Here is a 26667-nt window from a genome sequence, read left to right as displayed (position 1 = left end):
CGCATGTTCAGGCTGGAGTCGCATTCTTGTCAGGTGATATTACCCAACTAGGAAGAACTACCAATTGAATTTGGCCCATGCCTAATACACATTTATGGGAGTGCTATACCGGAGATCGAGCGATGATCGCCACGCCGGCCCGGTCATGGAAACGCGTATGATGAATGCAAAGACACCAAATGCCATCGATACCTATGTCGGTTCTCGCGTGAGGATGCGCAGGCAACTCCTAGGTCTCAGTCAGGAAAGGCTAGCCGACCAGATCGGTGTTACGTTCCAGCAGGTGCAGAAATACGAGAAGGGTCTGAACCGGATCGGTGCCAGCCGGCTGCAACGGATCGCCGAGGTCCTGAGTACGTCGCCGAGTTTCTTCTTCCAACAGAACGAATCCGAGCCAATGAGCCTGGTTGAGACGAATGTCGCGGCTGACCCCGTCGCGGAATTCCTGCATTCGAAGGAGGGACTCGCACTTAACCGCGCGTTCCTGAAGATCAGCGATACGCAGCTGCGCGAAAAAATCGTCGCCCTGGTCAAGGCCATGGCGCAGGCGCAGGAAGGGCGTGACGTATCAGGTGAGCGAGGAAAACACGGCGAAACCTTCGCCTGAGCATCAGGCTCATGTGATGTAGGGCCGGTCGGCAAGATGCAATTCCGCCTGTCATCCCCGTGCGTTGTTCGGGCGGTCGGGCAACTCATGCTCGCTCTTCCCAAACCCTTGCAAGCTCAACCAGAGTGGCGACGGCCCTTTCCATGTCCTGCCTGCTGATCCATTCGCTTGGTGAGTGGAAGGCGTGCCCGCCTGCAAATATGTTCGGACACGGCAGTCCCATGAAGGAGAGACGCGAACCGTCGGTTCCGCCTCGAATACTGCCGCGAACCGGCGACATTCCGGCACGGCGGATCGCTTCGATTGCGTTTTCGACAATCTGCGGGTGGCGATCGAGAACCACCTTCATGTTGCGATACTGCTGCTTGACGGCGAAGGTGTAAGACGAGCCCGGATAGTCCTTCATCACCTCCCGCACGATTGCTTCGAGACGATTCTCCTTGTCGGCGAGGCCGCTTTCTTCGAAGTCCCGGACAATGAGGCTGATAGCCGCCTTTTCCATCGATCCGCTCAGACCGGTCGGATGGATGAAGCCTTCTCGTCCGTCGGTCGTTTCCGGTGCGATATTCCTGGGCAACCGATCTATGATCGCGCCGGCGATCTTGATGGCGTTCTCCATCCTTCCCTTGGCAAAGCCTGGATGGATGGCGACGCCTTCGATGGCAATTTCCACGCCGTCGGCCGAGAACGTCTCGTCTTCTATGTGTCCGGCTGTCTCCCCATCCATCGTATAGGCAAACTGCGCAGCAAGCTTGGTCAGGTCGACCTTGTCGACGCCGCGACCGATCTCCTCATCGGGCGTGAAAAGCAGCTTGATCGTTCCGTGCCTGATGTCGGGATTGTCCATCAGGATTTGCGCCGCCGTCATGATTTCGGCGATGCCGGCCTTGTCGTCGGCACCGAGCAGCGTCGTCCCGTCGGTTGTAACGATATCGTTGCCGATCTGGTCTTTGAGCGCCGGATTCTCGGCAACGCGAATGACCTGCTTCTGGTCGCCGGAGAGCTTGATATCGCCACCGCCATAGTTGTGCAGGACTTTTGGCCTCACATTCGTTCCCGTGAAATCTGGTGCCGTGTCCATGTGCGAGCAGAAGCAAATGACCGGGACTGTCTTGTCGGTATTCGACGGAATGGTCGCATAGACATAGCCATGCTCGTCGAGGTGAGCATCGGACACGCCAATCCCCAGCAACTCGTCCACGAGCAATCGACCCAGCTCCTTCTGCTTGGCTGTCGACGGCTGTGTTGGTGATCCCGCATCCGATTGAGTGTCAATAACGACGTAGCGGAGGAAACGATCGAGGACAGTGTCGGTCATGGCGGCTCCGGTTTGTGTTTGGCGACGCACGGGTATAGCCTTCCAGGACAGGTCTTGAATAGTGGCCTTCGACGCCCATGTTCGACCGCACGTTGGCGAAAGACCGGGGTCCTGCCGTCCAGCGAATGCCAGTGTCAGACCTAAGTCCGATGGAACCTTGAGACGTCCGACTTAGTTCCTACGCCGTAACGCAAAAATCTATTATGGTTGGAGTGGAAGATGAGAAAAATTATCCTGGTTGGAGCATTTATGGGCGCGTTGGCCTCGTGCACCGCGACCGAGAAGGGAACGGCGATCGGCGCCGGTTCGGGAGCCATCATCGGCGGTGCAGTCAGCAATAGCTGGGAAGGTGCGGCCATTGGTGCCGTGGCCGGCGGCGTGGCGGGTGCCCTGATTGGACGATCTACCGAGCATCGCGGCTACTGTGTCTATCGTGACCGATATGGCCGCAGGTATGAGGCGCGCTGCTAGGCGCATGCCCGATGACCGCCTCCTCCTCAAGAGGCGGTCATTTCCATCATGTTCTCGCTAGTGGGCACTTTGTTGTTTTGCCCGCGCGACGATCTGCGTCGGGTTGACGAACTGCAGCGCGAGAACCAGCCAGAACAGTGTCGTGACCATGTAGACCACCGCCATCGCATCGATGGACTGGCCCGCCCGGACGCCTGACGCAAAGACGGCATAGTAGAGTGAGACGACGAGTGTTTGGGTCGTGGCGCCGGCAATCAGGAAGGTGAGTTCGAACATCGCGATGGTCCGAACCAGAACCAAAAGCAAGGCAGCCAGCATTCCCGGCAGGAGCAGCGGTAGCAAGATCCGCAGAAAGAGGCTCGTCGTTCCTGCACCGAACACGCGGGCTGCCGCTTCGATACGCGGGTCTATCTGCTCGATGAAGGGGATCATCACCAGGACCACAAAGGGCAGCGAAGGCACGATGTTGATCAGCACGACACCCCAGAATGTGCCGCCTAGGCCGAGCCGATAGAGGACGGTTGCAAGCGGAATACCGTAGGTCAGCGGCGGGATCAGCAACGGCAACAGGAATAGCAGGACGACAAGGCCCTTTCCGGGAAAGTTGCGCCTCGCAAGCGCATAGGCGGTCGTGACGCCCAGAATTCCAGAAATGATGACGACGGTGAAAACGATCTCGAAGGTGACGAGAACGACACTGGAAAGCTGAAATTCCTTCCAGGCACTGAAGTACCAGCGTGTCGTCCAGCCGGCCGGCAGCCATGTGCCAAGCCAGCGCGTCGCAAACGAATTGACAATGACGGCTGCGATGACGGCAAGCAGGTTTAGCACAAAAAGGATGGCTAGCGCCCAAATGGCGAAACGCCAGATCTTCGAGGTGAGGCCCTGATCTCGGATCATGATTAGCCTTTCGTGCCGCCGGCGGGGCCGCGGTAGAAGAGTGAGCGTATGGCGAGAACCGTCAGCACGACAGCGAGCTCCACGGCACCCATGATGAGCGCGATCGCCGAACCGAGTGAATGATCATATTGCTCGAAGGCGGCCTGATAGGCGGCAATGGAGATGACACGCGTCGGCCCTGCCGGCGCACCCAGAAGCACGGCGGAGGGAAAGACAGCGAAGGCCTGGACGAAGGCAAGGCAAAAGGTGACGGCTAGGCCCGGAACCAGAAGCGGCAGGAAGACGCGGAAGAAGCGCTGCCGTGGCCCTGCGCCCAATGTTGCGGCTGCCTGTTCAATCGCGGGATCGATACCGGTGACGTAGGACAGAGTGAGCAGGAAGGCAAACGGAAAGCCGGTGATCAGCAGCGAGGCAAAGACGCCCCAGTAATTGTTCGTCAGCTTCACGGGGGTGTCGAGGATGCCGAGCAGCAGGAACGTATGATTGAACCAGCCACGCGGTCCGAGAAAGGTCAGCAGTCCGTCGGCCACGAAGACCGTGCCAAGGGTGATTGGCAAGACGAGAATGGTCGTCAGCAGGCGCTGTCGGCGCATCAGACGCACGCGCAGGGCAACCGGCACCGCGAATGCGAGGTTGATTATGGTTACCGGCAGGGCCAGCCACATGGTCGCAGCGATCGTTTGGTACTGGAACGGATCGCTGAAGAATTTTGTGTAGTTGGCATACCAGGCGCCCTCTTTCGGCATGAGTGAATCGGCCAGGCCATAGAGGAAGGGGTAGACGAACAGCGCGATCATGAAGATCAGGCCTGGCAGAAGCAGCAGCGTCGTGCCGTCAAGCCCACGAGCGGCAAGTCGAGTTTGCAGCGAGGGCTGGTTCATCCCGCCGCCCCCGAAAAGACCAGGGCCCGACCGGCAACCGGCTGCAGCCTCGTCGATGCGCCGCGGCCCAGCGGCTCGTCCGCCCGGAAATAGAGTTCCGAACCGTCGCCTGCCCGCGCCATGCCGAAAAATGCGCGTCCGCGATATTCCATGCTGCTGACGGTGGCGGCGATCCCCTCGCCGTTGGACGCGACAAGATCCTCCGGGCGGACGGACAGGATGGCTGCATCACCTGCCTTGAGGGGCGAACGCATCGTGCCGACGAGGCGAGCGCCGGCGACCTCGATCTCAGCCTCATCGCCGGACACGCGCGTAATGCGGCCCGGAACACGGGTTCTGAAGCCCATGAAGTCGGCGACATCAACGTTGACAGGCCGCTGGTAGAGATCCTGGGGCGAACCGATCTGCTCGATATGACCCTGGCTCATGACCACGATGCGGTCGGCAAGCGACAGCGCCTCGTCCTGGTCATGCGTGACATAGATGGTGGTGGACCCGATCTGGTCGTGGATGCCGCGAATTTCGGCGCGCATTTCAAGCCGGAGCTTTGCATCAAGATTGGATAGCGGCTCGTCCATCAGGACAATTGGCGGGCGAATGACAATGGCGCGCGCGATCGCGACGCGCTGCTGCTGCCCGCCAGAGAGCTGGCCCGGCAATTTGTCGGCTTGGCTTTCGAGGCGAACCAGGGCCAAGGCATCGCGGACGCGCTGGTCGGCCTCGGGACCCTTTATGCCCTGCATGGCAAGCCCGAAGCCGACGTTCTTTCGGACAGTCATGTGTGGAAACAGGGCGTAGCTCTGGAAAACCATCCCAAAGCCGCGGCGCTCCGGTTCGAGCTGGTCGATGCGCGTGCCACCAAGGCGGATTTCGCCACCGGTCAGTGCAAGCAAGCCGGCAATGCAGTTCAGCGCGGTCGACTTGCCGCAGCCGGATGGACCAAGCAGCGCCACGAACTCGCCGGGCTCGATCGCAAGATCGATGCCATTCAAGGCGTTGAACGCCCCGAAGGCGCGACGCATTCCGTCGAGTTCCAGGCGCGCGTTCTTGCGCGTCGATGCTGCGGCATTCGATACCGAGGTCAAACCAATCTCCATCTGCAGAATGAGGTGGCCGGCCTGGGACGAAATCCCGGCCGGCTGATGTCCTTCGATCAGCCCTTCTTGGCGCCGATCTTCTCGTCCCAAATGCGGAAGGCTTCGACCAACTGCTTCGGCTCCAGCGGAACCTCCAGGGGATTGTTGGCGATCCAGTCGGCATATTCCGGCCGGCCGAATTCCTTGAGGGTGTCCTGGCTTTCCTGCGGCGCCATGTCAATTGTGACGTCCTTGACGGCCGGACCCGGATAGAAGTAGCCGGCGTCGTAGGCGATTGCCTGCTGCTTGGGCTGCAGGACGTAGTTGAGGACGTCGATCAGCACGCCGATCTTCTCGTCGGACACGCCCTTCGGGATCACTGCGTAGTGGGCGTCGGTGACCCAATGGAAGCCATCGAGCTTCTGCACCTTCGCTTCAGCCGGAACGATGCCGAGCGCGCGGGGATTAATGTCCCAGCCGGTCGTCGAGACGACGATGTCGCGGGTCCCCTCGCCAAGCTCCTTCATCACCTGGCCAGTGCCGGTCGGATAGTATTCGATGTGTTCGCCGAGTGCTGCGAGATAGTCCCACGTCTTTGACCAGCCCTTGGCGGGATCACGCGGGTCGCTGTCGCCGAGCAGATAAGGCAAGCCCATGAGGAAGGTGCGGCCGGGGCCGGAATTGGCCGGGCGAGCGTAGATGAAGCGGTTCTTGTTGGCCTTCGCCCAGTCAAGCAGCTCCTGCGCCGACTTTGGCGGCGTGGGCACCTTGTCAGGCATATATTCGATGAGGGGACCGGACGGGTAATAGGTGACGACGACGCCCTGATCCTTGGCAAGGGCCTGCATCTTGAAGGCCTGCGGCTGCAGGATTTGCTCGAGGTTGGGAAGCTCGGACTTGTGCGCTCCGAGATCGATCCAAAGTCCCTGGTCGAGGCCGGCCGAAAGTGCATCCGTGCCCGTCAGAACGAGATCGATATCAACCTTGCCGGCTGCCTGCTGCGCCTTGATCTTGCCAGGGAGTTCCGGCGCCGGTGCCTTTGTGAAGGCGAAGCTGGAGACCCATTCCGGCTTCTCCGCGGCATAGGCCTCGAACATGCCCTGCGTGAGCGCGAGGTTGCCGGCGACATCCGCGATCGTGATGGTGACTGGACTTGCCGGTTTCTTGGCCTGTGCAAAGACCTTCAACGGCAGCATGCTCGCGACGGCCGCGCCTGCGGCGGTGCCGACAAATGTTCTGCGGGTGACTTTCATATTGTTTCTCCTCCTCTTGTTGCCGGGCACCGCAAAACGTGGTGCTGCGCGTCCCCGAACCGATCGTTGCAGGGATCGGCACCTTCTCTTAGATGCGTGAAACATCTGAAATGATTGCCGAAAACACCATTCCTCCAGGTGCAGCTTGGCAGTCGCGATAAATTGATATACTAGTATTCACGAACGAGTCAATGTCAGGGCCGCACGTAATGCAGGCATCAGTTGTTTCCATTCCCGCGACCTTGCCTTCCGGGGCCGAGAGGCCGGCGAAGCTTCGTCGCGTGACGACCGCAGATGCCATCTACGACAGGCTGTACGCCGACATTCTTGCTCTGCGTATGCGACCTGGAATGCAACTGCAGGAAAAGCGCATTGCCGAAGAGTTCAACGTCAGCCGCACCCCTGTGCGTGAGGCGCTGCTTCGACTGTCGGAAGGCGGGCTTGTCGATATCTATCCGCAATCGGGCACCGTCGTGTCGCGCGTGCCCGTCGCGGCCATCCCGGAGGCAGTCGTCGTTCGCAAGTCGCTTGAGGGTACCACGGTGGAACGTGCTGCCGAGATCGCGACAGCTGCCGATGTCAGTCGCCTGGATGGCATCATCTCACGACAGAGATCACTGGCCGCACTCGGCGACCCCTCGGCCTTTCACGAAGAGGATGAGGCGTTCCACGAGGCGATTGCCAGCATCGCTGGATATCCCGGGATCTGGACGATCCTCAAGACGGTCAAGGTGCAGATCGACAGGGCGCGTCGGCTGACGCTGCCGGTTCTTGGCCGGATGGACAATGTCGTGCACGAACACGAACTCATTCGCGATGCGATTGCGGCCCATGATCTTCAAGCGGCGCGCGCGGCAATGATGCATCACCTCAGCGCCGTCATACCCGATGTCGCCGAGCTTCGAACGCAGTATCCAGATTACTTCTGCTGAGCCGATCGGCGGACAACGACAAGACGATCCCAAGGAGGAAGTGCATGCGCCAGGGTTGGAGATGGTTTGGGCCTGAGGCTCCGGTGACACTTGATGAGGTGCGCCAGACCGGAGCGACGAATATTGTTTCGTCCCTGCATCAGGTTCCGATCGGGCGCGCGTGGACTGAGGCTGAAGTGCGTGAGCGACAGGCGATGATCGAAACCACGCCGGCTGGGCGCTCGAGCCTGACATGGTCCGTCGTCGAGAGCATCCCCATTCCCGATGCGGTCAAGCGCAATGGCGGGCGGGCAAAGGCGGAAATCGAGGCCTGGATTGCCAGCCTGGAAGCTGTTGCCGCCTGCGGTATTCCAATTGTTTGCTACAACTTCATGCCCGTCGTCGACTGGACGCGCACCGAACTCGACCATGTGATCGATACCGGCGCCACCGCCATGCGTTTCGATCACGAGAAGTTTGCTGCCTTCGATCTGTTTGTCCTGCAGCGCGCAGGTGCCGAGGAGCAATACAGCGCCGAGGATGCGGCGCGGGCGCGCGAAGTGTTCGACACGATGATCGAAAGCGAAATTGCGGAGATCACCCGGATCATCACATCTGCCCTGCCCGGCTCTACGACCGAGCCATTGACGATCCCGCAGTTCCGCGAAAAACTCGCCGCCTATGCGGGGATCGATGCCCCCAGGCTGCGCCAGCACCTCATTGAATTCCTTCAAGCGGTGACACCGGCTGCCGAAGCGCGAGGCGTGAAGCTCACGCTGCACCCCGACGACCCGCCGCGCTCGCTGTTTGGCCTGCCGCGTATTGCATCTACCGCGGATGACTATGCAGCACTCTTCGATGCCGTGCCCTCTAAGGCAAATGGCATGTGCTATTGCACCGGCAGCCTCGGTGTTCGTGCAGACAACGACCTGGCCGCAATCGCGCGGCGCTTTGCCGCCCGGATCCATTTCGCGCATCTGCGGGCAACCAGGCGCGAGGGCGACGGCCGTACCTTCCATGAGAGCGCCCATCTGGAGGGTGACGTTGATATGGTCGCGGTTCTGAAGGAACTTGTCGCGGAAGACCGGCGACGTCAGGCAGACGAAACGATCGTTTTCCGTTCCGACCATGGTCATCGCATGCTCGACGATCTCAACAAGAACGTGACACCAGGCTACCCGGCAATCGGGCGTCTGCGCGGTCTGGCCGAGCTCCGCGGCATTCTCCATGCGCTTGGGGCGGCGCCGTCGTGACGGTGGCCGCATCACGTTGAGGATCTTTTAAAGCGCTTGTTGCGGTGGTGGAACGGCTTGTCTTCCCGCGCGCGGGATCTCCCGCATCGGGAACAAACTTGGGCGAGGCTCATTTCTCTTCTTGCAGAGAGGAGAAACGACATGACGTACGACCCCAATGATCCCAACCGCAATCCCGACACAGATCACGATCTGCGCGCGCCACCGGTGCGTCGCAGCTCGAGTGCCTGGATCGGATGGGTTGCCGCGATCGCTGTGATCCTCGTTGCGGCGTTTGCTTTCACGGAATGGTTCGACCGGCCGGGTACCGACATGACCCCGACGGCTTCGACGACTGAAACTCAGCCGGTGAAGCCGCCGGTAGCGCCCGCCGCGCCGTCAAGCGAGCCGGCAACGCCAGCCCCGGCCAATCCTTCGACCGGCGGCACGACACCGCAATAAACATGACCGGAATCGGGAGCCTTACCGTTCTTCGGAGGCTTCCCTTTTCCGATCGCACTCGGGTCGGTTGCAGCCGGCCGCGGCTCTCCTGGCCACGGCCTGGTTGGCGACCGATAGGGCGTGTTGTCCGGCTCCCAGGAGCCAGGTGTTCCACGCACCATCAGTGTGTCGCTGCGCGCTTTCTGGACGCGGCAAGGATGTAGTCGTCAGCAATATCGGCGATTGCCATTGCGATTTCCGTCGACGAAAAGCCGTCGAGTTTGTCGCCCTGGATGATCAGATAGACGGCTTGCTCGATCTTCTCCCTGCAGGCGGAAAGCCTGTCGGCGTGACTGATTACTATAGGACGTAGTTCCATTGCCCTCTCCGGTCGTTCTTGATCTGTGTTGAATGCTGACATTGGTTAAGCGGTGCACCTGTTGACAACAGAGACGCTGCCGAAGACGCCCACCCATCGCTCAGTTCAGCGAAATGGCTTTGCCACCAATCATCTCCGCTGGAGCGATCGGCGATCGAAGCTTCAACTTAACCGTGCCTCGACCATAGTCGCAAAAGTTCAAAGCGGCTCGTGAAATCGACGTGACACGACCATAAATTGCATCGCCAAAAATATGTACCGCCCAGGGTCAGTGTTGTGCTGCATCAATACTGTTGTTTGACCGCTTTGACCTTGGTCGCATTTGCGCGCCAGGGATAAATTCGCAACGGCGGTGGAAAAATTTGGGTGATCGGCAATTAGCTTCTTGAAATAATTTACTCTCGGTTGTATTTTTTCAGAGTTCGAAGATAATGCCAGTCTGACACGAGGAAACGGTGGGCGCCATGAAGGCCAAGACTCCAAACGCCATTGATGCCTATGTGGGCGAGCGTGTCAGGTTGAGGCGGAAGCTACTTGGCATGAGCCAGGTTAGCCTTTCAGAATCGCTTGGGATTACCTTTCAACAGCTCCAGAAATACGAAAAAGGTGTCAATCGCATAGGTGCGAGCCGGCTGCAGCGGATTGCGGAGGTCCTTGGCGTGCCTATTGGCTTCTTTTTCGATGAAGAGGGGGCGCATACGGCTGGTCTGCAGTTGAGCGCTGAGACCGATGAAGTTGCGCATTTCATCGCCTCGAAGGAGGGGTTGGCGCTAACGCGCGCCTTTATCGCGATCGAAGATCCGAACATTCGTCGAAAGCTGTTGGCGCTGGCAAGGAGCCTTGGCTCCGCGCAATCGGTCACGGATTCGCATGAGGGCTGGGAACGCGCGGACGAAACACGAGGATAGGCGGTGCTGCACCTCCAGACATTTGGCGAATTGCGGCTGACAGATGATGCGGGCAATGCAGTCGGCTATCCCGCCAAGGCACTGTTGACGATGGCCTATCTCTACACGTGCAAGGGTCATGCGCTCACACGCCAAGAGGTGGCTTCGTTTCTGTGGTCGGATGCCGAAGCCGATCAGGCCGGTCTCAATCTGCGAAAGCTGATTTCCCGTATTCGACAAATCGATGACAGCGTTGCCGCGCCACTTCGGATCACCTCGGCTTCCATCGAACTGCGGGCGGAGCTGCTGACCGTGGATATTGAAATACTCGATGAGGCAAAATCGCCGTTGGACAGGCTGAAAGCGGGTAGCGATCTGCTTCAGCGTGAGTTCGTCGGCAATGTTCGCTCAGCCAGCAAGGCGGTCGACAACTGGATCGCGCGGGAGCAGCGAAGCCATAGGGCCAAGTTGCGCCAGACGCTCCTCGATGCGGGCCCGGCTGCTCAGTGTGCCGACGACTATCGCGTTGTGTCGGGCGCTGCTTTACAGCTCCTGGAACAGGACCCGGCCGATGAGCAGATCCGGGCGATCCTGCGCGGGCTGCCGGGAGTAGCCGACCCGGACGTACTGCCTCGGGGTGAACGCCAAGCGAGAAGCTATTTCGTGTCAGCGGAGGCGCAGAATGCGACCACTGGTGAGGCGGAGCTTCGGGCCGCTTCGAGCCTGCCGCGGCTGGTTCTGCTTCCGCCAACTTCCCAGGGTAACGTCGTGGGTCTGTCGCTTGCCGCCGCGCTGATCGAAGATGTCACGATCGAGCTATGCGGCCTCCGAAACATTTCCATCGTTGCGCCTCACACTGCGGAGCAAATCCGTCGTGACTCCGACAAGGCGGCCATGATTGCCCGCCACTCGATCTCCTATCTACTCGATACAAGGTTTTCGGGCGAAGGCCTCTATGCGCAACTGGTCTATTTCCCGACGGACGAAATCATCTGGGCCGTGCGGTTTCCCATGTCCGCGGCAACGCTGCCAACCCAGCGACGGCTCATGGCCCAGCACTTGTCATTATCCGTCGTGGATGAACTTGCCAGGAATGAGGAAGCCCGGCTTAGCCTGGAGGCGAACCCGCAGGCATATCACTCCTACCTTGTCGGCGCGAGCCTGATGGGCAAGCTGACCTTGCCGCACATTCGCAGGGCGAGGGCGGCCTTCAAGGAGGCGTTGAAATATAACAAGGATTTTTCACCAGCGTTTACCGGCCTGGCGCGGACTTACACCAGCGAATGGCTGGTAACGGCGCAGGGTAACGAGGAGCTCTTGCGCCTTGCTGAACAGAGTGCGTTGAAGGCCATCGAGCGGGACGAAGCTTTCGCCGGCGGTTACCGCGAACTCGGCGTGACAAAACTCTATCTCGGCGACGTCGATCAGAGCGTGGAGGCGCTCAGCCACGCGGAAGAATTGAGCCCTCATTTTGCCGACGTGATCTACAGCCACGCCGACACACTTGTTCACGCCTCGCGTCCCAAGGAGGCATTGGCCAAGATCGAGAAGGCGATCTCGCTCAATCCCATTTCGCCTGACAGCTATCTTTGGTGTGCCGCAGGCGCGAGCTACTTCCTCGAGCGCTACAACGACGCCATTGCCTATGTGGAAGCCATGAAGGACAAGGAGCCGGCTTACCGCATTGCTGCTGCGAGTTGTGCAATGATTGGCGATCGCAGGCGGGCCCAGTTTTATCGGCAGCGTGCGCAAGCGCTGAACCCGGTCTTCGACCTGGAAAAATGGCTTTCTGTCATTCCGTTTAAGGAACAATGGCAGAAGGATCTCTACAGAGAAGGGCTTTTGAAAGCTGGATTTTGACACCAACGAAAGGAAACGTCATGTCAAGGGCAGTAGTATTCGGTATTGCAGGGGATGCGAAACTTTGGATTGCCGACCTCGATGCGGGGACCGTCAAGCCATTCGATGGGGCAACCGGTGATCTGGCGAAGGTCGCGGATCTGCGCAAGGCAGGTGCCTCGGTCGTCAAGAAAGTGGATTTCGCAATTGCGGTTTCTTCGGCGAAAGCGGCGTTCTCCGGTCACGTCGAGCCGAACCCCTGACCAACATAAAGCTGGCCGCCTATTCCGACCGCACGGTTCCACCTTCTGAGACGCTGGCCCGAACCGCGCCATTACTCGCGAACTTTGGTATAACACGCGTGGCGCGCCACACCGGCCTGGACAACATCGGCATCCCGGTGTGGTGCGCTTATGTCCCCAATGGGCGTTCGATCGCGATCGCCCAAGGCAAGGGTCTGACCGACGACGATGCCAAGGCTTCGGCCGTTATGGAAGCGCTTGAGCGCGTCGTTGCCAACAGGCCGGCCATTGCAACGCTTTGCGCCTCTGCGCGCGATCTGCGGGAGGAGGGATTCTCTTTTGACACGCTTGCTTGCTTGATTGGTCGGCATGAGGACGACATTCGGCTCGATGAACAGATTGACTGGGCGCTTGGCAAGGATCTCCTGACCGATCGCGACGTGTATGTTCCCTTTGAGGCGGCACTTCTGGACCGCACCCGCCGCAATCGCTTCTGGATGTCTTCCGATGGGCTTGCCTCGGGCAATACGATGGAAGAGGCCACCCTGCACGGACTCCTTGAGCGTGTCGAACGCGACGCATTTTGCCTCTGGCAGGTTGGCGCCGTTGAGGATCGGCTTTCGCGCTGCATTGATCCCGCAAGCTTCGAAGATCCATGGCTCGGTCACCTCGTTCGAAAGATTGAGGCGGCCGGTCTTGTCGTTCGCCTGTTCGATATGACAAGCGATATAGCTGTGCCCTGCTTCACGACCGTCCTCGGGCCCGCGGAGCGACGGGGCGGCACTATTCGCTTTGTCGAGGTGACGGGAGGAAGCGGTGCGCATCCCTCCCCTGTCCGCGCGGCCATTCGGGCCATAACAGAAGCCGTTCAGTCGAGGATAACATTCATCAGCGGCGCCCGCGACGACCTGTCGCCGGACGAGTTTCAAAGGCCTGTGCCTGCGGAGACCTTGCATGCCCTCGATGCCATCCCAGTCGCCTGGAGCGCTGCTGCGCGGTGCGATGACAAACCGCACCTCAACAGGATCCTCGATGCCTTGCGAGAGCGACAGATCGCGCCAGTAATAGCGCTGCCACTCAGCGACCCCGCCTTGCCCTTCCATGTCGTCAAAGTCTTCGTTCCAAGCCTCGAAAACCCCGAGGGCGCGCGGGCGCGTCGCTTTGGCGCCCGCGCGATCGCAAAGGCGCTGTTCTCATGAAAGTCATCTTTGTTGGGCCGAGTCTCCCGGACGCGGCGACGCTGGCAGGAGATGGGGTCACCGTATATCCGCCCGCCGTTCAAGGTGACGTGTTGGCCGCAGTGCGGAGAGGCGCGCGAGTCATCGGCATCGTCGATGGCGGTTTCGAATACACCGCGCCTGTCTGGCACAAAGAGATCCTTTTTGCACTCTCACGGCAGGTCCGTGTGTTCGGTGGTGCAAGCATGGGGGCGCTTCGCGCGGCGGAATGTAAAGTCTTCGGAATGGTCGGCGTTGGCCGGATCTACGGCGAATATGCCTCGGGAGCGACGGTGGACGACGCCGATGTAGCGCTGCTGCATGGACCCATGGAACTTGCATATCGGGCGTTGACCGTGCCGCTGGTGAATGTCAGGTCGACACTCGATAGGCTGGAGGGCCGGCAGATGCTGACGCATGAACTTCGCGTAGCGCTTGAAGTCGCTGCGGGCGATTTGTTCTTCAAGGAGCGGACTTGGAGGGCGATTGTGGCAAATGCGGACGTTTCCGCCGATCGGCAGGAGCTCCTGTCGTTGCTGCGATCGAACGAAGTCGATCAGAAACGGGCGGACGCTCTTGCTCTGCTGGACGCTGTCCGAGTGGCGGATGATGACTGCGCGACCCCGACTGAGTTGGCGTGGCAATTCAACGAGACCTTTGTCCGCTCGGAAGAGCGATAGATTGGAAACTGCCTCCTGCAATGCAACAATAAAGTGTGTCACGGGGTTTTCACGGGCCTTTTGCGCGCACACTGAATATTCTCCCAACGGTTCGAGGGAGAACAGATATGAGTTCAGCATCGGCAAACGGATCGGTGGTATTAGACGGCAGTGAGCGATCTTCTGAGGACTTGGATGAGCTCGTCGCACTGGCGCGTATGATCGCCTACGCGAAATACGCCGCTGAAGATGCCGATCTGGTGGGGGCTATGGACTACCTTGGTATGGCGCTGAATGAGGTTCTGCGTGAAATTGGCGACGGTCCGCATGAGGGCCTGGCGGACGTGATGGCGTCCAAAGCGGCGACATGCCTGAATTGACATGAATTGAGGGGACGGTGGGGATGGGGCCGGCGCGTTGCGTCGGCCCTATTTCAATTTCTTGGAATAGACGCAGAGCTTTTCGGAGTGTTCATAGTCGTTGCTCTTGTAGTACTCCGCAACGCCGCCCGTGCTGCGCGAGACGAGCCAAACGTGGACATAGCCCATTGTGCGCGCGTCCTCCTCCAATGTGCGCAGGAGGCGGGAGCCGATCCCCGTGCGCTGGTACCGTGGCCTTATCGCTATTTCCGCGACGTGGATCCCGCGTCCCATGACAGAGGTGTGCGGCAGGCCGAAGGCGAAGCCAACGGGTCGCTCGGCATCGAACGCGGCCACCGCCAGGCACATCGGCGTCGTTGTCAGTTCGTCTATGCGTGAGATTGCGTTCTGAAGGCACCACTCCTCGTGCCAGGGCGGCCTCGCGTAGGCTTCAACGATGATGTCAGCATTGAGGAGTGCTTCATCCCGGGTCACGCGTCTATAAATTATCGGCATTCATACACTGTCGCCATCACCGCGCACGACACGCTTCATGGCGCCTTCCTGTTCACTCCACCCCAGAGCGTTAAAGCATAGGCCAAACGACCCGTGTTGTGACTTCATCGTGACACGCGTTTTGCGCGAACTCCGGAGCGACCTGCAAGCCAGCGCTTTGTGCCGGGTCCTGCCCGGCAAAGAAAGGGCGCGTCGTGAAAGACTGAGCGGCTTTTTCCTTTTGACATTTGCTGTTGCTCGCCCGAAACAGCGTATTATGTGGCGCGAGGAGAAACCGCAGATGAACGATAATGTCATTCAATTCCGTCGACGAAAGCCGCCCCGGCCACCCCGACCGGGCCTTCGCAAGCTCGCGATCGCCGCAGCAATTCTTGCGCTGTTCGTTGCCGCATGGGGGTATTTCACCCTGTTCAGCCCGCCGGTCTGACATCGCGTCGCGCTGGTGCCGTTGGCGTTTGACGGTGGCAGCACAGGAGCACGGCCTGACGTGCGGGCCGCATCGTTCGGCAAAACTCCCTCATCCAGGCATTTTATCTGAGACAAGGCGCGCTACTCTTTTAAATCGAGTGGTGCGCAAAACTCGTGCGGGCCGCATAGTTTCGCCCGAAGCGCCTTGTCATGACAACCGCACATATCGCGAAAGCGAGAGATTCCAATGAAATTGCCCGTAATTGACAATATCGATCGAAAGATCCTCCGATTGCTCCAGAGCGAGGGTGATCTCAGCCACGCCGCGCTGGCCGAGCGGGTCGGGGCATCGAGCGCGTCGTGCTGGCGCCGCATCAGGGCGCTGGAGGCGGCGGGCATGCTGGGACGGACTGTCAGGCTCGTGAGCCCCGAAGCCGTTGGTCGTGGGCTGACCGTGTTCTGCCAGGTGCGAATGAAGACGCATGATCCGGCTGCAAGAGATGATTTCGAGCGGTTCGCAGAGAGCCATGAGGAAGTGCTTGAATGCTATTCAATGTCCGGTGATTGGGACTATCTGTTGCGCGTAGCCGTCGCCGATGTCCAGGACTACGAGCGTCTCCTCATGCAGGGTATTCTGACGCACCACGCAGTGGCGACATCGTCGTCGCATTTCGCCTTGAAGCGGGTGAAGTACTCCACTTCGGTTCCAGTCTGAGCCGGTCGCATTTCTCTGGTTACTCCGGCGAGGCCTGTTGTTCCCCTCAGCGATGTTCGGACCTTGGTCCTAGGAGGGCCGGACTAACGTCCGGTGGTGATCAAGGAAAGGTCTGATGTCAACGATTGCGAATTGACGGTCGGGTCGACCCGTGGGCAAAATTGGCAAGGGTTGAGCGGCTAGCATTTGCAATGCCGCGTGGTTTATCTGGGCCCCAGCCCAAGATGGCTGACAGCGCCAGCTGGCTGGACCGCGACCAGGAAAACCATGGAATGCAAGGAATGGTGATGCTCTCACGACGTAGTTTTGTTGTGGCTCTATGCTCGATGTCAATCGGTCTGTCGCTCGCGGCAATGCCGTTCAAGGTCGCGGTTAAGGGCGGCTCGTTCAAGCTCAGCCTCCAGACTGCCGAGGCCGCCAAAGGCGGCAACGGCAATGGAAACAGCGGAGGCAATGGCGGCAACGGCAACGGAAACGGCGGAGGCAACGGAAACGGCGGAGGCAATGGAGGCGGTGGCGGCGGTGGCGGCAACGGGGGAGGAAATGGCAACGGGGGCGGAAACGGCGGTGGCAATGGCAATGGGAATGGCGGGGGAAACGGCAACGGCGGAGGGAATGGTAACGGGAACAGCGGCGGCAAGTCCAATGGTAGCGCCACGACCGGAAAAGGCTCGACGGTTGATGGTGATGCGGACAACGCGTCGATGGAGGTTCGCCACCGCGACGGCATGAGCGAATTCATCCGGAACGGCCGTTACATCATGAAAGACGCCCGTGGACGCACGATCGTCAATCGGCGGGCAACCTCAGCAGATGAGGCGCGCCTTGAATCCTTCATTCACTGATTGCCTCGCCCGTCGGTGGCATCGCGCAGCGCTATAGCCGCTTCCGTTCGGTTGGCAACGCCGAGCTTGGCCATGATCTGCGTCATGTGATGTTTGACGGTCTTTTCGTGCAGATCGAGCTGCCTTGCGACGTGCTTGTTGCTCAAGCCGGAAGCGACCAGCTGCAGGACCTGCAGCTCACGGGCGGTCAACGCCTCCAGAGCCGATGGTGTTTTCGGTGCGGGTGAAGAGCGACTGGAAAGTAGACGCGCAGACAGCGCCGGCGCGACATAGCTTTCACCAGCTGCCACGCTGCGGATAATCTCTGCAAGGGCCCTTGAGCCGACTCCCTTCAGCACATAGCCCTTTGCGCCGCTATTCAATGCCGCCGTGACATCATCGCTGGATTCGGAAACCGTAAGCATGACAATTTTTTGTGATGGTACGGTTGCCAGAATGGGAAGGATCGCGTTCAACCCGCCGCCAGGCATGGAAATGTCCATGAGCAGGACATCGGGCTGGAGTGTTTCGGCGACCCTGATTGCATCGTCCCGCGTGCCTCCTTCCGCGACAATCTGAAATCCATCTATCTCGGACAGGCTCCGGGATACCCCTTCCCTGAACAATGGATGGTCATCTATGACTGCGACACGAATTCCTGCTGTCATGTCTGGGTAATCTCCTCGCTGCTGAGCGACATGCTGACTATGGTGCCTCTAGCGGACGATCGGAGCTGGAAGGTGCCGCCGAGGCTTTCAATCCGCTCTCTTAATCCTGCAAGGCCAAGGCTGGCAGGGCCAACGTCGTCGGGGTCAAAACCGGAGCCACCGTCGGACACCTCGATACAGACGCGGTCACCTTCCATGCGTTGCACGACGCGTTGCTCTTTGCCGCCGCCGTGACGGTAGCCGTTGTTCAAGCCTTCCTGCACAAAGCGGTATACGCAGATCTTGGCCGAAGGCGAAAGATGTTCGGGCGCCTCCGCTACAGACAGTTCAACGCTTGATCCTGTTCGCTGCTCATGCGCGCGCACACTGCGCTCCAGTATCTCCGTTAGGGTTGCGGCCTCGATCTGTGGCAACACCAGCCCATTGCAGATGGTCCTGATCTCATGCATTGCCTCGTCCAGGCTTTCCTTGATGGCTGCAATTTCACCCTCGCGCCGGGATGCCGGTGTTGAGGGATCGATCAGGGCATTGCTGTCCAGGCGCAACGAGGCGAATGCAACGAGTTGGGCTGGGCCGTCATGGAGATCTGCACCAATACGGCGCAGGTGGCTTTCATTGAGTGCTGTTGCGCGTTGGGACGCACGCTGGACGCGCCGACGCAAGGCCTGGTTCTGGGATAGCAGGGCCGAAAGGTCGTCCACGCGGCGCCTTAGAGCATGCCGCTGATCATCGATGGTTCGGCTACCTCTCAATGCGATCGCCGACAACACAATAAAGAATGCAAGCGTGAAGGCGGCGACGGCCATCCAGCTATGCAATCGCGCCTCATTGAGGCTGCGCTCGAAATCGTTGGCTATCTCATAGAATTCGGAGACAGCGACGACCTGCCCGGACCATGGCTGCAGGACGGGATTGTAGATTTCGAGCAGGGGTTTGCCACTCGCCCGCTCGACCTGATCCTCAGCATCGTCCAGACGATTGAACTGGGCGACCATCTTGCCGGAAAAGGCCGCCTTGAGGTCGTCGCTCAACTCGAAGCGCTTTCCTTGCATGCTTTTATCGTTTGAATAGAGAACCGTCCCGTCCGCGCGCCAAAGCCGGAAGGAGATCAGGCGGTTTCCAAGCGCCCCCTGCTCCAGCGTCTCGTCGAGGGCGCGCGATACAGTATCGTCGAGCTCTTGGGCCGTCAGCATGTCGGGCAGGAGGGGGGCAATCACACTGTCGACGTAGAGGGCGGTGGATGCCGCCGAATTGCGGGTCACCGCGTCTTCGATCAGACTGCTCACGAATGCGCCGACCAACACCATCGCCACCAGCGACACGGCGCCTCCTGTGAAAAGGAACTGCCTGGCCAATGATTGCGAATTCCATCGTTTTATGAGTTCACGGGGCCGCACGAGATGTCTCGGGATCGGCCGCCCAAATTTATGGCGGCACTTCGGTTTGTTTGGATTGTAACCTAGCTCCATCCGGCGGTTGGTCAAACGATATCACCTGGCAGCCCCCAGGTTTCGGACCTTTGGTCTTTTGTGGATAGGACCTTGGTCCTATCTGCTGAAGCAAAGGTCTGACCGCCATGGAGCCGGTGCGTGACGCGGGCTATCGTCGTTGTGATTTGGAACGCGGCGTGTCCGCGTCAGGCCGGAATGCCTGCTTCTTGCCCGCCGCGAGGAGCCAGGCTTTCCGGCCGTACGAACAAAGGCAAAGCGGTTTTGAACCGGAGGTTGATATGAGCATTTCCAGCATTCTTGGACGCAGCGTCATTGCGCTGACAATTGCGGTTGTACCCGCCGGTGGCGCCTTTTTGGGTTTGGAGGGTATCGCCTACGCAAAGGGGGGTAACGGGAATGGCAATTCCGGCGGCGGCAACGGCAATGGGGGCGGTAACGGAGGCGGCAACGGGGCCGGCAACGGCAACTCGGGCGGCAACAGGGGCAACGGCGGCGGGGGGAACCACGCGGGCGGCAATTCCGAACACGGGAAGAAATCCGATACCGTTGGCTCACACGGCTCGCATGCAAAGAGTAAGGACGACACCCGGAGAGATCACCCGACGTTGAAGTCGTTCTTCACACACGAGAAGAAGGCGGCAACGACGACCAGGACCAGAACCGCCACAACGACAAGAACGAAGGCTGCCAAATCCGAGTTTGCCCGGCTGAACTCGCTGAACAGGAATTACCACGCCTACTTGCATTCCAACGATCCGCGAATGGCGGCGGTTTCGGCCTATGTGATGGCCTATGCAGAATTCGAGGCCGAGAATGGGCCGGATGCCATCCCTACGGACCCTGCTCTTAGCGACGAAGCGCTTCGCGAAGCACTCTCGAGCTTTACCAAGGGCGGCGAAGTGAGTGACGGGGCTCTCGAGCGAGCAAAGGACATCTTGGGCGTAGGGCCCGCCGTTGGCAAGATCGATCAGGTTCGTGACACTCTTCCAGTGGAGGAGCCTGCGCCGGAGCCCGTCGAAAGCGCGCCTGTGGAGGATGAGGCGCCGCCACCGCCGGTGACGGTCATCGTCGAACAGCCCTGACGCTTTCAGAACTTGGCCACCGCACGGACACAACGCGCCGTGCGGTGGCCCAAAAATGCAGCTTGTACCAGCCACGGGCTCCGCAACCACTACTTAGGTCGAGCCAGGGATGGCTCGGAGGGGCAGCGCCGCCGCTCTTCGCCGCCTGTTCCAAGGTGCATCGGTGCCTTCTGAACCTTTACCTTCTTGATCCGGGGTTGCTTCTGTCGCGCTGAAGGCGTGTCTCTCAGGGCAGTCCCTTTCGCCGTTTGTGAACAACTACAGGCGGAACCGTTCCTTTTCACCTTCTCATGTAACTCGACGGCGGCCGGCCGCGGCACGGCTGGGTGAACCTCGTCCTCCTATGTGCGGCCTCCGTGAGCCGACCACATAAGGGAGCCAGTGACGGGTTTGCCGAATCTCGCGAATCGAGCTAGTTCTGTAACTACGCAAAAAGAGCGAATTATCGCTGTAGAGCGAAACAATTATTGAATTAACTGTTCATCAACCGTATCGGCGCTTAGGCTATTGGAACGAACTGAGGAAAGAATCGTGAATCGCCACTTAAGTAGCCTCGACTTCATGCAGAGCTTTTCCACCAAATTGGAGCTCGCCCTGCAAAATCTTTCGATGGCACAGTATCCACCGGATGCGCGCCGCGAGATGCGGAAATTCTCCTCATCGGAAGTCGCAGCGCTCCTGGATGTCTCGGAAGCCTATATCAGGCAGATCGTTCTGAAGGACAAGGGTCCCTCGCCCGAGACGACCTCAAACGGCCGCCGCATGTACACGCTCGAGCAGATCCTCGAGCTGCGACTGATGCTGGCCGGAAAGGGTCGCAAGAAATGGATGAACCCGCGCCGTGTCGATGGCGAGGAATGCCAGATCATTGCGGTCACCAATTTCAAGGGCGGCTCCAGCAAGACATCCACGACCATTCATCTAGGTCACTACCTGGCGCTCAAGGGCTACCGGGTGTTGGCGGTCGATCTCGACCCGCAGGCGTCGCTTACAAGCCTGCACGGTGCGCTTCCGGATTTCGACCCGCGCGAGGACGAAACGCTCTATGCGGCCATTCGCTTCTCGGATCCCAAGCCGACGAAATCGCTGGTCCACACCACGCATATTGCCGGCTTCGATGTGATCTGCGCCGGGCTCGACCTGACAGAGTTTGAAACGGCTGTCGCTCTCGAGATGCGCAAGAATGGCGGCACGAGCTTCCTTCTGCGGGTATCTCAGGCCCTCGAGCAGGTGGCGGATGACTATGACGTAATCCTGATGGATTCCGCGCCTTCCCTGAACTTCCTTACACTGTCGTCGCTGACCGCTGCCACCGGCGTCATCATACCGGTCCCGGCACACATGCTGGACGTCGATTCGACGGGGAAATTCCTCGAGCTTGCCTCGTCCTACATGCAGATATTGAGCGAGATGGGGAGTTCGGCCCAGTGGGACTTTGCGAAGTTCCTCGTGACGAAATTCGAAGCCAACGATCACCCGCAGGCCAACATGACTGCGTTGATGCGACAGGTCTTTGGCGAAGACCTGCTGTTGAACATGGTCACGAAGTCGACGGCTGTTGCTGATGCATTGACGTGGAAGCAGAGCCTCTATGAGGTGCAGCGTTCGCGCTTCTCGGCACCGAAAACCTATGACCGCGCAATGGAATCGATCAACGCGGCCAATGCCGAGATCGAGAAGTTGCTTTGGGCAGCATGGGGGCGCGAATGAGCCGCAAGGATTCGCGTGGCATGTTTGCCAATGTGCTCGGTCAGCTTGAGCAACCGAGCGCAGCGCCGGCCGCCAAGCCGACAACATCTCCACACCTCCTCAAGGTAGCCGCAGGCGTCAGGCAGATACAGGAAAAGGGCGAGGTTCTCGACAGGCTCCTCAAGGACGGCGACCATATTGTCGAGGTCGACCCCGATGACGTTGCTCCCTCCTCGATTCCCGACCGCTTCGATGGCGCCTATGACGATGCGGCCATTGATGAGATTGCGACGTCCATCAGGGAGCGTGGGCAGATTGTCCCTGGCTTGATCAGGCCGCACAAAGGTGATGGGCTGCCATACCAGATCGTGTTCGGAAGACGGCGTTTGGCTGCCGCCAAGATGCTTGGACTGAAGTTCCGCGCTATTGTCCGCGAACTCAGCGACGAAGAGGCAATCGTCTTCCAAGGTGAAGAAAACGCCAACAGGAATGACCTTTCCTTTATCGAGAAGTGTGCATTCGCACTGTCACAGGAGCAGGCGGGATATCGGCGCGACGTAATCTGCGCGTCGCTGGCGACAGGAAAGTCGCACGTGTCGGAGATGCTGCGGATTGCAACGGCTATCCCCCGGGATGTTCTGTTGGCGATCGGGTCGTCGCCGGAGATCGGCCGTCGTAGATGGATCGAGTTTTCGGATGCCTTTGCCAAGCGCCAGGACGGGGTGGTGCGCGTCAAGCAATCACTGAGCGAGGACAAGCTCGTCGCCGGGAAAGATCGCTTCGCTGTCGCATTAGGTGCGCTGAAGGCGGAGGAAGCGCCGGCTGCCGCACGGCCTTCCGTCACCGAAATACGTGCAAATGGCTTTCTTCTGGCGACCGTAAGCTACGCGAAGACCGGCCCGAAGATGAGCTTCACCAAGGCTGTTCCGGATAGTTTCGTAGACTTTTTGAACGATCGTATGGAGGCGCTTCACAGCGAATTCGTGCAGTCAATACAACGCAAAAGCAAAGGATAACGCCGCAAAAGAAAAAAGCTCCCGAACGTTGCCGTAACGGAAGCCCTTCTCATAGGTTAGCAGCTAGAGAATCGCATTTCCGGGAATCCCTGTCAAGTGTGGGCACCAATCTGGTGAGTGGATTTCTTTTGCCTTCAACAAGGTGAAGGTGATGGAAACAGGAAGTGTGACGACGCCCTTTGGGCAGCGTCCGATGACGCTTGGCATGCTCGCGAGCCAGAAGGCAGCAAGCGAGCTTCAGGCTGATCAATCGGTCGACAAGTGGAAAATCTACAGGTCCCTGTGTGCAGCCAAGCCCTTGCTTGGAGTGACGGATCGCGCGCTTGCCGTCCTCAATGCACTGCTCAGCTTTTATCCGAAGAACGTCCTGTCGGAGGAAAACGGCCTGGTGGTCTTTCCGTCAAACGAACAGCTTTCGCTGCGCTCACACGGCATGGCGGAGCAGACGATCCGCCGCCACCTGGCGGTCCTGGTCGAAGCGGGGTTGATCATCCGCAAGGATAGCCCAAATGGCAAACGCTATGCCCGCAGGGCGAAAGAGGGTGAGGTCGCAGAGGCATTCGGCTTTTCATTGGCGCCGCTCATCGTGCGTGCCGAGGAGATCGAACGCCTCGCATCGGAAGTGGCGGCCGAGCGGCTACATATGCAGCGACTGCGTGAGCAACTCAGCCTTTGCCGCCGGGACGTGGCCAAGCTCATTGAGACCGCGATGGAGGAGCAGCTGGCAGGAGATTGGGAAACCGCGTTCGCCTATTTCAGGGAGCTGGTAGGCTCCATACCACGCACGGCGACGGCCGAGCAGCTTTCAACTGCACTCGAAACGATGGAAACGCTGAGAGACGACATCACTAGCAGACTGGAAACATTACTAAAAGCAAAGAAAACGAGCGGCAATCACGATCAAAATGAGCGTCACATACATAATTCAAACCCCGACTCTACTTTTGATCTTGAACCAGCTTTCGAACCGAAGCAGGGGGCAAACTCGGAATTCATGATTGAGCCGAAAACCGTGGCGTCGAGGCGGAAACAGAAAAGTGACGCTGGACGCATAGCCAGGGTTCAGAGCCAGGCGGCCAACGATCGCCCGGACCTGAAATCCTTCCCCCTCGGGCTGGTCCTCCAGGCTTGCCCCGACATGGTGAGCTACGGCCCGGGTGGTTCGATTGCAAATTGGCGGGACTTGATGGCGGCTGCGATCGTTGTGCGGGGAATGCTCGGTGTAAGCGAGTCGGCCTATGAGGAGGCTGCTGCCACGATGGGACCGGAGAACGCCGCCACGGTCATGGCGTGCATCCTCGAACGTGGCGGGCATATCAACTCCGCCGGTGGTTATCTGCGAGACCTGACCCGTCGCGCCGAACGAGGTGAATTCTCGATCGGTCCGATGTTGATGTCGCTGGTGCGATCACGCGGCGGCGGAACACGGCGGGCGGGATAGCACGTTCATGCAAGCCTGACATTGTTTCGCGGGGGGAGCTGTTTCGGAAAAGAAAGCGGGTGGCTGGGGTAGAAATCCGTTCGAGGAAGAGGATTGGGCCGGTCGGAAACAACGGCGTGGGAGCGGGAAAAAGTGGGGGTAAGAAATTTTGGGTAAGCAGGTGCCTTTTCTGAAGGGGCATTACTTGGCTCCGCAATTAAAGATGATCATCCCGGTCGAGCTTGTTGGCATCGACGGCGTGTCGCAGCGTTGCGACATTGCCAAGGTCGACCGGTCTCTCGATGGGGCCCGTCTCAACGATTTTGGCCTCTCCCTCGAAGAAGCCAAGGAGATCCAGCGGCGCCGACAACAGGAACTGACGCAGTTTCAGACGGATCAAGCCGGCCAGCGAGATCGGAAGTGCCAAGACTGTAACCGCCGTCGGTCGGTGCAGGATAGTAGGTACCGTACGATCCATTCGCTCTTTGGCTCTTGCCAAGTGCGTGTGCCGCGGCGGTGCCGCTGTGCATGGGAAGCGTCGAGACCCTGTTGAATGGCCGAGCTACCCCCGAGTTGGAGTGCATCCAAGCCGAACTGGGCTCCCGGTTGTCATTTCGAGAAGCAGCCCGTGTACTTGATAAATTTGCGGCGGCCACGCGGCCTCATAATCATCGAACGCGAGCAACCGGCTGGGTGAGGTTACCGATCAGATCGAAAAGTGGGATGTCGCAGGCCCCTATCGTATCAGTCGCGGCGGCAAGTCTCCCGTTTCCGTTTTCATTGATGGCGCCTATATTCGCGCGGTTCCCGGTTATCAAAGGCGGCATTTCGAGATCGCGATGGAACGCGTTGTTGCGCAAGGCCGAGCACCGCGTCAGTTTGCCGGTGCGCCGAATCACGCATATTCTCGATTGGTTTCATCTATCGATGCGGCTGCGACACATTGAGCAGGCCTGGGAGGGCATCAGGCATCTGCAAAATCTGGATGTCTATCTGCAAAGCGTTGCGGTCAATGTGCCCAGGCTTCGGCATCTCCTCTGCAGCGGGTATGTCAGAGAGGCAAGCGAAGCCGTAAAGCAGATGCTCGCCCAATTGGATCAGCATCCCGGATTTCGCGACACCCCGGCAAACTCAGGCGCCTATACGAGCTGATCAACAATCTTGGTACTATCTGGGGCAGAACGCAGCTTCGATCGTCAACTACTGTCGGCGATACTGGTCCGGTCAGCCGATATCAGTTCGCCGGCTGAAAGTGCCGCCAATAGCCTCGTTAATGCCCGTATGAATAAGAAGCGGCAAATGCGTTGGACACCGATCGGCGCTCATCGGGTTCTTCAAGTCGGAGCCGCCGTCGCGGACGGCCGTCTCAAACAGGCAAAGCTCGACCTCCAGCCTAACACCCAGCTTTTTCCCGCTCCCTCGATTCACAGACCTGAAGTCGTCGAGAGCAAGCGTTTGGACGACATGCTTTCGATCGTCGCTGAGCTGCAGGTTGGACGTGAACTGCAGCGGAGTAAGAGCGGCCCGCAACGCACCGGTCAGACGGATCATATGTCTGGGATACCGGATGGTAGCCAGGGCAACGGTTATCAGAAGCGTGGCCGCAAGCCCGGTCGGCGGACAGACTTCATGAACGATCCGGGGGGCATTGCTAGACGGCAGGAGGCGCTGGCGCGGATGGGGCTGCAGAATGCCGCGGACGCGATTGCTCCTCGCCAATCCGATCGGGCGCGTGCGACCATGCAGATCGATATGCACCTCGAAGTCAGCCAGCGTGGGGCGATCCGGTTGGCCGCTTAAGATGAACGTGCTTGGGCAGATCGGCACGGTCCAATACCTGTCCGACACTGTCGTTGCTGATGTCGGCGATTTGCCCCAGACCTTCGAGCAGACCGAGGGCCTGAAGGACGCCAGCATAGATGCCGATGCTGACATTGGTGTCGCCGGCTTCGACCCTTTGCAGGGTTGAGCGGGATGTGAAAGCACGCTGCGCCACGACCGCCATAGGCAGCTTGCGACGGCGGCGGGCGTCGTGGATATCCGCGCCGAGCTTCCGCAGGGCGCGGCGCACGGCCGTTGGAGGGTTATGGGGAGTAGGCATTTGAAACCTTCGCGCTACAGATTAGAAGGATATGTAGCACGAAGATTACAATTTTTTCGGACGGTGATTGGAATCTGTCGTGGCGTTTCCCGGCAGTGGAGACTA

The 26667-nt window shown here is 59.4% G+C and carries 30 protein-coding genes and 1 pseudogene; 20 read left to right on the top strand and 11 right to left on the bottom strand.

Annotated elements, in window-relative coordinates; genetic code table 11:
• Positions 1-160: 160 nt before the first annotated feature.
• On the top strand, positions 161-607 hold the full coding sequence (locus AC1DPR_RS05980; RefSeq protein WP_477816022.1) for a helix-turn-helix domain-containing protein: 447 nt from the start codon (positions 161-163) through the stop codon (positions 605-607).
• An 85-nt stretch (positions 608-692) separates the two neighbouring features.
• Here AC1DPR_RS05980 and pepT read toward each other — a convergent pair whose 3' ends face one another.
• Positions 693-1925: a peptidase T gene (gene pepT, locus AC1DPR_RS05975; RefSeq protein ID WP_477815881.1), complete on the bottom strand. Its 1233-nt coding sequence runs from the start codon at positions 1923-1925 to the stop codon at positions 693-695.
• Positions 1926-2144: 219 nt separating this feature from the next.
• Here pepT and AC1DPR_RS05970 point away from each other — a divergent pair, with 219 nt between their 5' ends.
• Positions 2145-2396 carry a YMGG-like glycine zipper-containing protein gene (locus AC1DPR_RS05970; RefSeq protein ID WP_018855528.1) on the top strand — a complete coding sequence of 84 codons (252 nt, stop codon included), beginning with the start codon at positions 2145-2147 and terminating at the stop codon, positions 2394-2396.
• A 57-nt stretch (positions 2397-2453) separates the two neighbouring features.
• On the opposite strand, the gene AC1DPR_RS05965 is transcribed toward AC1DPR_RS05970, so the two are convergent.
• The 4 genes from AC1DPR_RS05965 to AC1DPR_RS05950 are packed head-to-tail and all read right to left on the bottom strand — an operon-like array spanning position 2454 to position 6506.
• A complete protein-coding gene (locus tag AC1DPR_RS05965) occupies positions 2454-3296 on the bottom strand; it encodes an ABC transporter permease (protein ID WP_477815880.1) in 843 nt (280 codons plus the stop codon).
• Between the two features lie 2 nt (positions 3297-3298).
• The gene (locus AC1DPR_RS05960; RefSeq protein ID WP_477815879.1) at positions 3299-4177 is read right to left on the bottom strand and encodes an ABC transporter permease; all 879 of its coding nucleotides are present in this window, start codon (positions 4175-4177) and stop codon (positions 3299-3301) included.
• Entirely contained in the window at positions 4174-5274 is a 1101-nt protein-coding gene (locus AC1DPR_RS05955; protein ID WP_037214821.1) for an ABC transporter ATP-binding protein, read from the bottom strand. Before AC1DPR_RS05955 ends, AC1DPR_RS05960 begins: the two co-directional genes overlap by 4 nt.
• A gap of 56 nt (positions 5275-5330) precedes the next feature.
• Positions 5331-6506, bottom strand: a complete 1176-nt coding sequence (locus AC1DPR_RS05950; RefSeq protein ID WP_018855524.1) for an extracellular solute-binding protein — start codon at positions 6504-6506, stop codon at positions 5331-5333.
• A 209-nt stretch (positions 6507-6715) separates the two neighbouring features.
• Here AC1DPR_RS05950 and AC1DPR_RS05945 point away from each other — a divergent pair, with 209 nt between their 5' ends.
• From AC1DPR_RS05945 to AC1DPR_RS05935, 3 genes are all read left to right on the top strand, one after another.
• Positions 6716-7438: a GntR family transcriptional regulator gene (locus tag AC1DPR_RS05945; RefSeq protein WP_477815878.1), complete on the top strand. Its 723-nt coding sequence runs from the start codon at positions 6716-6718 to the stop codon at positions 7436-7438.
• A 44-nt stretch (positions 7439-7482) separates the two neighbouring features.
• Positions 7483-8670: a mannonate dehydratase gene (gene uxuA / locus AC1DPR_RS05940; protein WP_477815877.1), complete on the top strand. Its 1188-nt coding sequence runs from the start codon at positions 7483-7485 to the stop codon at positions 8668-8670.
• A gap of 141 nt (positions 8671-8811) precedes the next feature.
• Positions 8812-9111: a hypothetical protein gene (locus AC1DPR_RS05935; protein ID WP_477815876.1), complete on the top strand. Its 300-nt coding sequence runs from the start codon at positions 8812-8814 to the stop codon at positions 9109-9111.
• 160 nt (positions 9112-9271) lie between these two features.
• On the opposite strand, the gene AC1DPR_RS05930 is transcribed toward AC1DPR_RS05935, so the two are convergent.
• Positions 9272-9469: a hypothetical protein gene (locus AC1DPR_RS05930; RefSeq protein WP_018855520.1), complete on the bottom strand. Its 198-nt coding sequence runs from the start codon at positions 9467-9469 to the stop codon at positions 9272-9274.
• 464 nt (positions 9470-9933) lie between these two features.
• Between AC1DPR_RS05930 and AC1DPR_RS05925 the strand changes: the two genes are divergently transcribed.
• The 6 genes from AC1DPR_RS05925 (at position 9934) to AC1DPR_RS05900 (ending at position 14693) form a co-directional block, all read left to right on the top strand.
• Positions 9934-10377 (top strand): helix-turn-helix domain-containing protein, encoded by a 444-nt coding sequence (locus AC1DPR_RS05925; protein ID WP_018855519.1) that lies wholly within the window; start codon positions 9934-9936, stop codon positions 10375-10377.
• Between the two features lie 3 nt (positions 10378-10380).
• A complete protein-coding gene (locus tag AC1DPR_RS05920) occupies positions 10381-12216 on the top strand; it encodes a peptide antibiotic resistance protein (RefSeq protein ID WP_477815875.1) in 1836 nt (611 codons plus the stop codon).
• Between the two features lie 20 nt (positions 12217-12236).
• On the top strand, positions 12237-12458 hold the full coding sequence (locus AC1DPR_RS05915; RefSeq protein ID WP_477815874.1) for a hypothetical protein: 222 nt from the start codon (positions 12237-12239) through the stop codon (positions 12456-12458).
• Positions 12459-12469: 11 nt separating this feature from the next.
• A complete protein-coding gene (locus tag AC1DPR_RS05910) occupies positions 12470-13636 on the top strand; it encodes a YcaO-like family protein (RefSeq protein WP_477816021.1) in 1167 nt (388 codons plus the stop codon).
• On the top strand, positions 13633-14334 hold the full coding sequence (locus tag AC1DPR_RS05905; protein WP_477815873.1) for a TfuA-like protein: 702 nt from the start codon (positions 13633-13635) through the stop codon (positions 14332-14334). The genes AC1DPR_RS05910 and AC1DPR_RS05905 overlap by 4 nt, the downstream gene beginning before the upstream one ends.
• A gap of 107 nt (positions 14335-14441) precedes the next feature.
• Complete coding sequence (locus tag AC1DPR_RS05900) at positions 14442-14693, top strand: hypothetical protein (protein WP_113160768.1); 252 nt, start codon at positions 14442-14444, stop codon at positions 14691-14693.
• A gap of 48 nt (positions 14694-14741) precedes the next feature.
• Here AC1DPR_RS05900 and AC1DPR_RS05895 read toward each other — a convergent pair whose 3' ends face one another.
• Positions 14742-15188, bottom strand: a complete 447-nt coding sequence (locus tag AC1DPR_RS05895) for a GNAT family N-acetyltransferase (RefSeq protein ID WP_477815872.1) — start codon at positions 15186-15188, stop codon at positions 14742-14744.
• 109 nt (positions 15189-15297) lie between these two features.
• On the opposite strand from AC1DPR_RS05895, the gene AC1DPR_RS05890 reads away from it, so the two are divergent.
• The 3 genes from AC1DPR_RS05890 to AC1DPR_RS05880 all read left to right on the top strand — a co-directional run bounded on the left by AC1DPR_RS05890 (position 15298) and on the right by AC1DPR_RS05880 (position 17156).
• A complete protein-coding gene (locus AC1DPR_RS05890; protein ID WP_477815871.1) occupies positions 15298-15615 on the top strand; it encodes a hypothetical protein in 318 nt (105 codons plus the stop codon).
• Between the two features lie 228 nt (positions 15616-15843).
• Positions 15844-16311, top strand: coding sequence for an Lrp/AsnC family transcriptional regulator (locus AC1DPR_RS05885; protein ID WP_018855511.1), 468 nt, complete (start codon positions 15844-15846; stop codon positions 16309-16311).
• A 326-nt stretch (positions 16312-16637) separates the two neighbouring features.
• Positions 16638-17156, top strand: a complete 519-nt coding sequence (locus AC1DPR_RS05880; protein ID WP_477815870.1) for a hypothetical protein — start codon at positions 16638-16640, stop codon at positions 17154-17156.
• On the opposite strand, the gene AC1DPR_RS05875 is transcribed toward AC1DPR_RS05880, so the two are convergent.
• Together AC1DPR_RS05875 and AC1DPR_RS05870 are read right to left on the bottom strand one after the other, a co-directional pair.
• On the bottom strand, positions 17150-17803 hold the full coding sequence (locus AC1DPR_RS05875) for a LuxR C-terminal-related transcriptional regulator (RefSeq protein ID WP_018855509.1): 654 nt from the start codon (positions 17801-17803) through the stop codon (positions 17150-17152). The genes AC1DPR_RS05880 and AC1DPR_RS05875 overlap by 7 nt on opposite strands.
• Positions 17800-19125: a sensor histidine kinase gene (locus AC1DPR_RS05870; RefSeq protein ID WP_477815869.1), complete on the bottom strand. Its 1326-nt coding sequence runs from the start codon at positions 19123-19125 to the stop codon at positions 17800-17802. The genes AC1DPR_RS05875 and AC1DPR_RS05870 overlap by 4 nt, the downstream gene beginning before the upstream one ends.
• Before the next feature lie 407 nt (positions 19126-19532).
• On the opposite strand from AC1DPR_RS05870, the gene AC1DPR_RS05865 reads away from it, so the two are divergent.
• The 4 genes from AC1DPR_RS05865 to repC all read left to right on the top strand — a co-directional run bounded on the left by AC1DPR_RS05865 (position 19533) and on the right by repC (position 24482).
• Entirely contained in the window at positions 19533-20336 is an 804-nt protein-coding gene (locus AC1DPR_RS05865; RefSeq protein WP_477815868.1) for a hypothetical protein, read from the top strand.
• Positions 20337-20867: 531 nt separating this feature from the next.
• Positions 20868-22046: a plasmid partitioning protein RepA gene (gene repA, locus AC1DPR_RS05860; RefSeq protein WP_018855506.1), complete on the top strand. Its 1179-nt coding sequence runs from the start codon at positions 20868-20870 to the stop codon at positions 22044-22046.
• Complete coding sequence (gene repB / locus AC1DPR_RS05855) at positions 22043-23041, top strand: plasmid partitioning protein RepB (RefSeq protein ID WP_477815867.1); 999 nt, start codon at positions 22043-22045, stop codon at positions 23039-23041. Before repA ends, repB begins: the two co-directional genes overlap by 4 nt.
• A 151-nt stretch (positions 23042-23192) precedes the next feature.
• Entirely contained in the window at positions 23193-24482 is a 1290-nt protein-coding gene (gene repC / locus AC1DPR_RS05850) for a plasmid replication protein RepC (RefSeq protein WP_477815866.1), read from the top strand.
• 196 nt (positions 24483-24678) lie between these two features.
• On the opposite strand, the gene AC1DPR_RS05845 is transcribed toward repC, so the two are convergent.
• Complete coding sequence (locus AC1DPR_RS05845) at positions 24679-24939, bottom strand: hypothetical protein (RefSeq protein ID WP_477815865.1); 261 nt, start codon at positions 24937-24939, stop codon at positions 24679-24681.
• A 374-nt stretch (positions 24940-25313) separates the two neighbouring features.
• Between AC1DPR_RS05845 and AC1DPR_RS05840 the strand changes: the two genes are divergently transcribed.
• Together AC1DPR_RS05840 and AC1DPR_RS05835 are read left to right on the top strand one after the other, a co-directional pair.
• The gene (locus tag AC1DPR_RS05840; protein ID WP_477815864.1) at positions 25314-25613 is read left to right on the top strand and encodes a hypothetical protein; all 300 of its coding nucleotides are present in this window, start codon (positions 25314-25316) and stop codon (positions 25611-25613) included.
• A 204-nt stretch (positions 25614-25817) separates the two neighbouring features.
• A pseudogene (locus AC1DPR_RS05835) lies at positions 25818-26162 on the top strand (ISNCY family transposase); the annotation flags it as partial.
• A gap of 64 nt (positions 26163-26226) precedes the next feature.
• On the opposite strand, the gene AC1DPR_RS05830 reads toward AC1DPR_RS05835, so the two are convergent.
• Positions 26227-26562, bottom strand: coding sequence for a helix-turn-helix domain-containing protein (locus AC1DPR_RS05830; RefSeq protein ID WP_477815863.1), 336 nt, complete (start codon positions 26560-26562; stop codon positions 26227-26229).
• Between the last annotated feature and the right edge of the window lie 105 nt (positions 26563-26667).

It is taken from the genome of Rhizobium sp. 01T417 (assembly GCF_056398905.1).
This window is presented reverse-complemented; position numbering and strand designations above follow the sequence as displayed.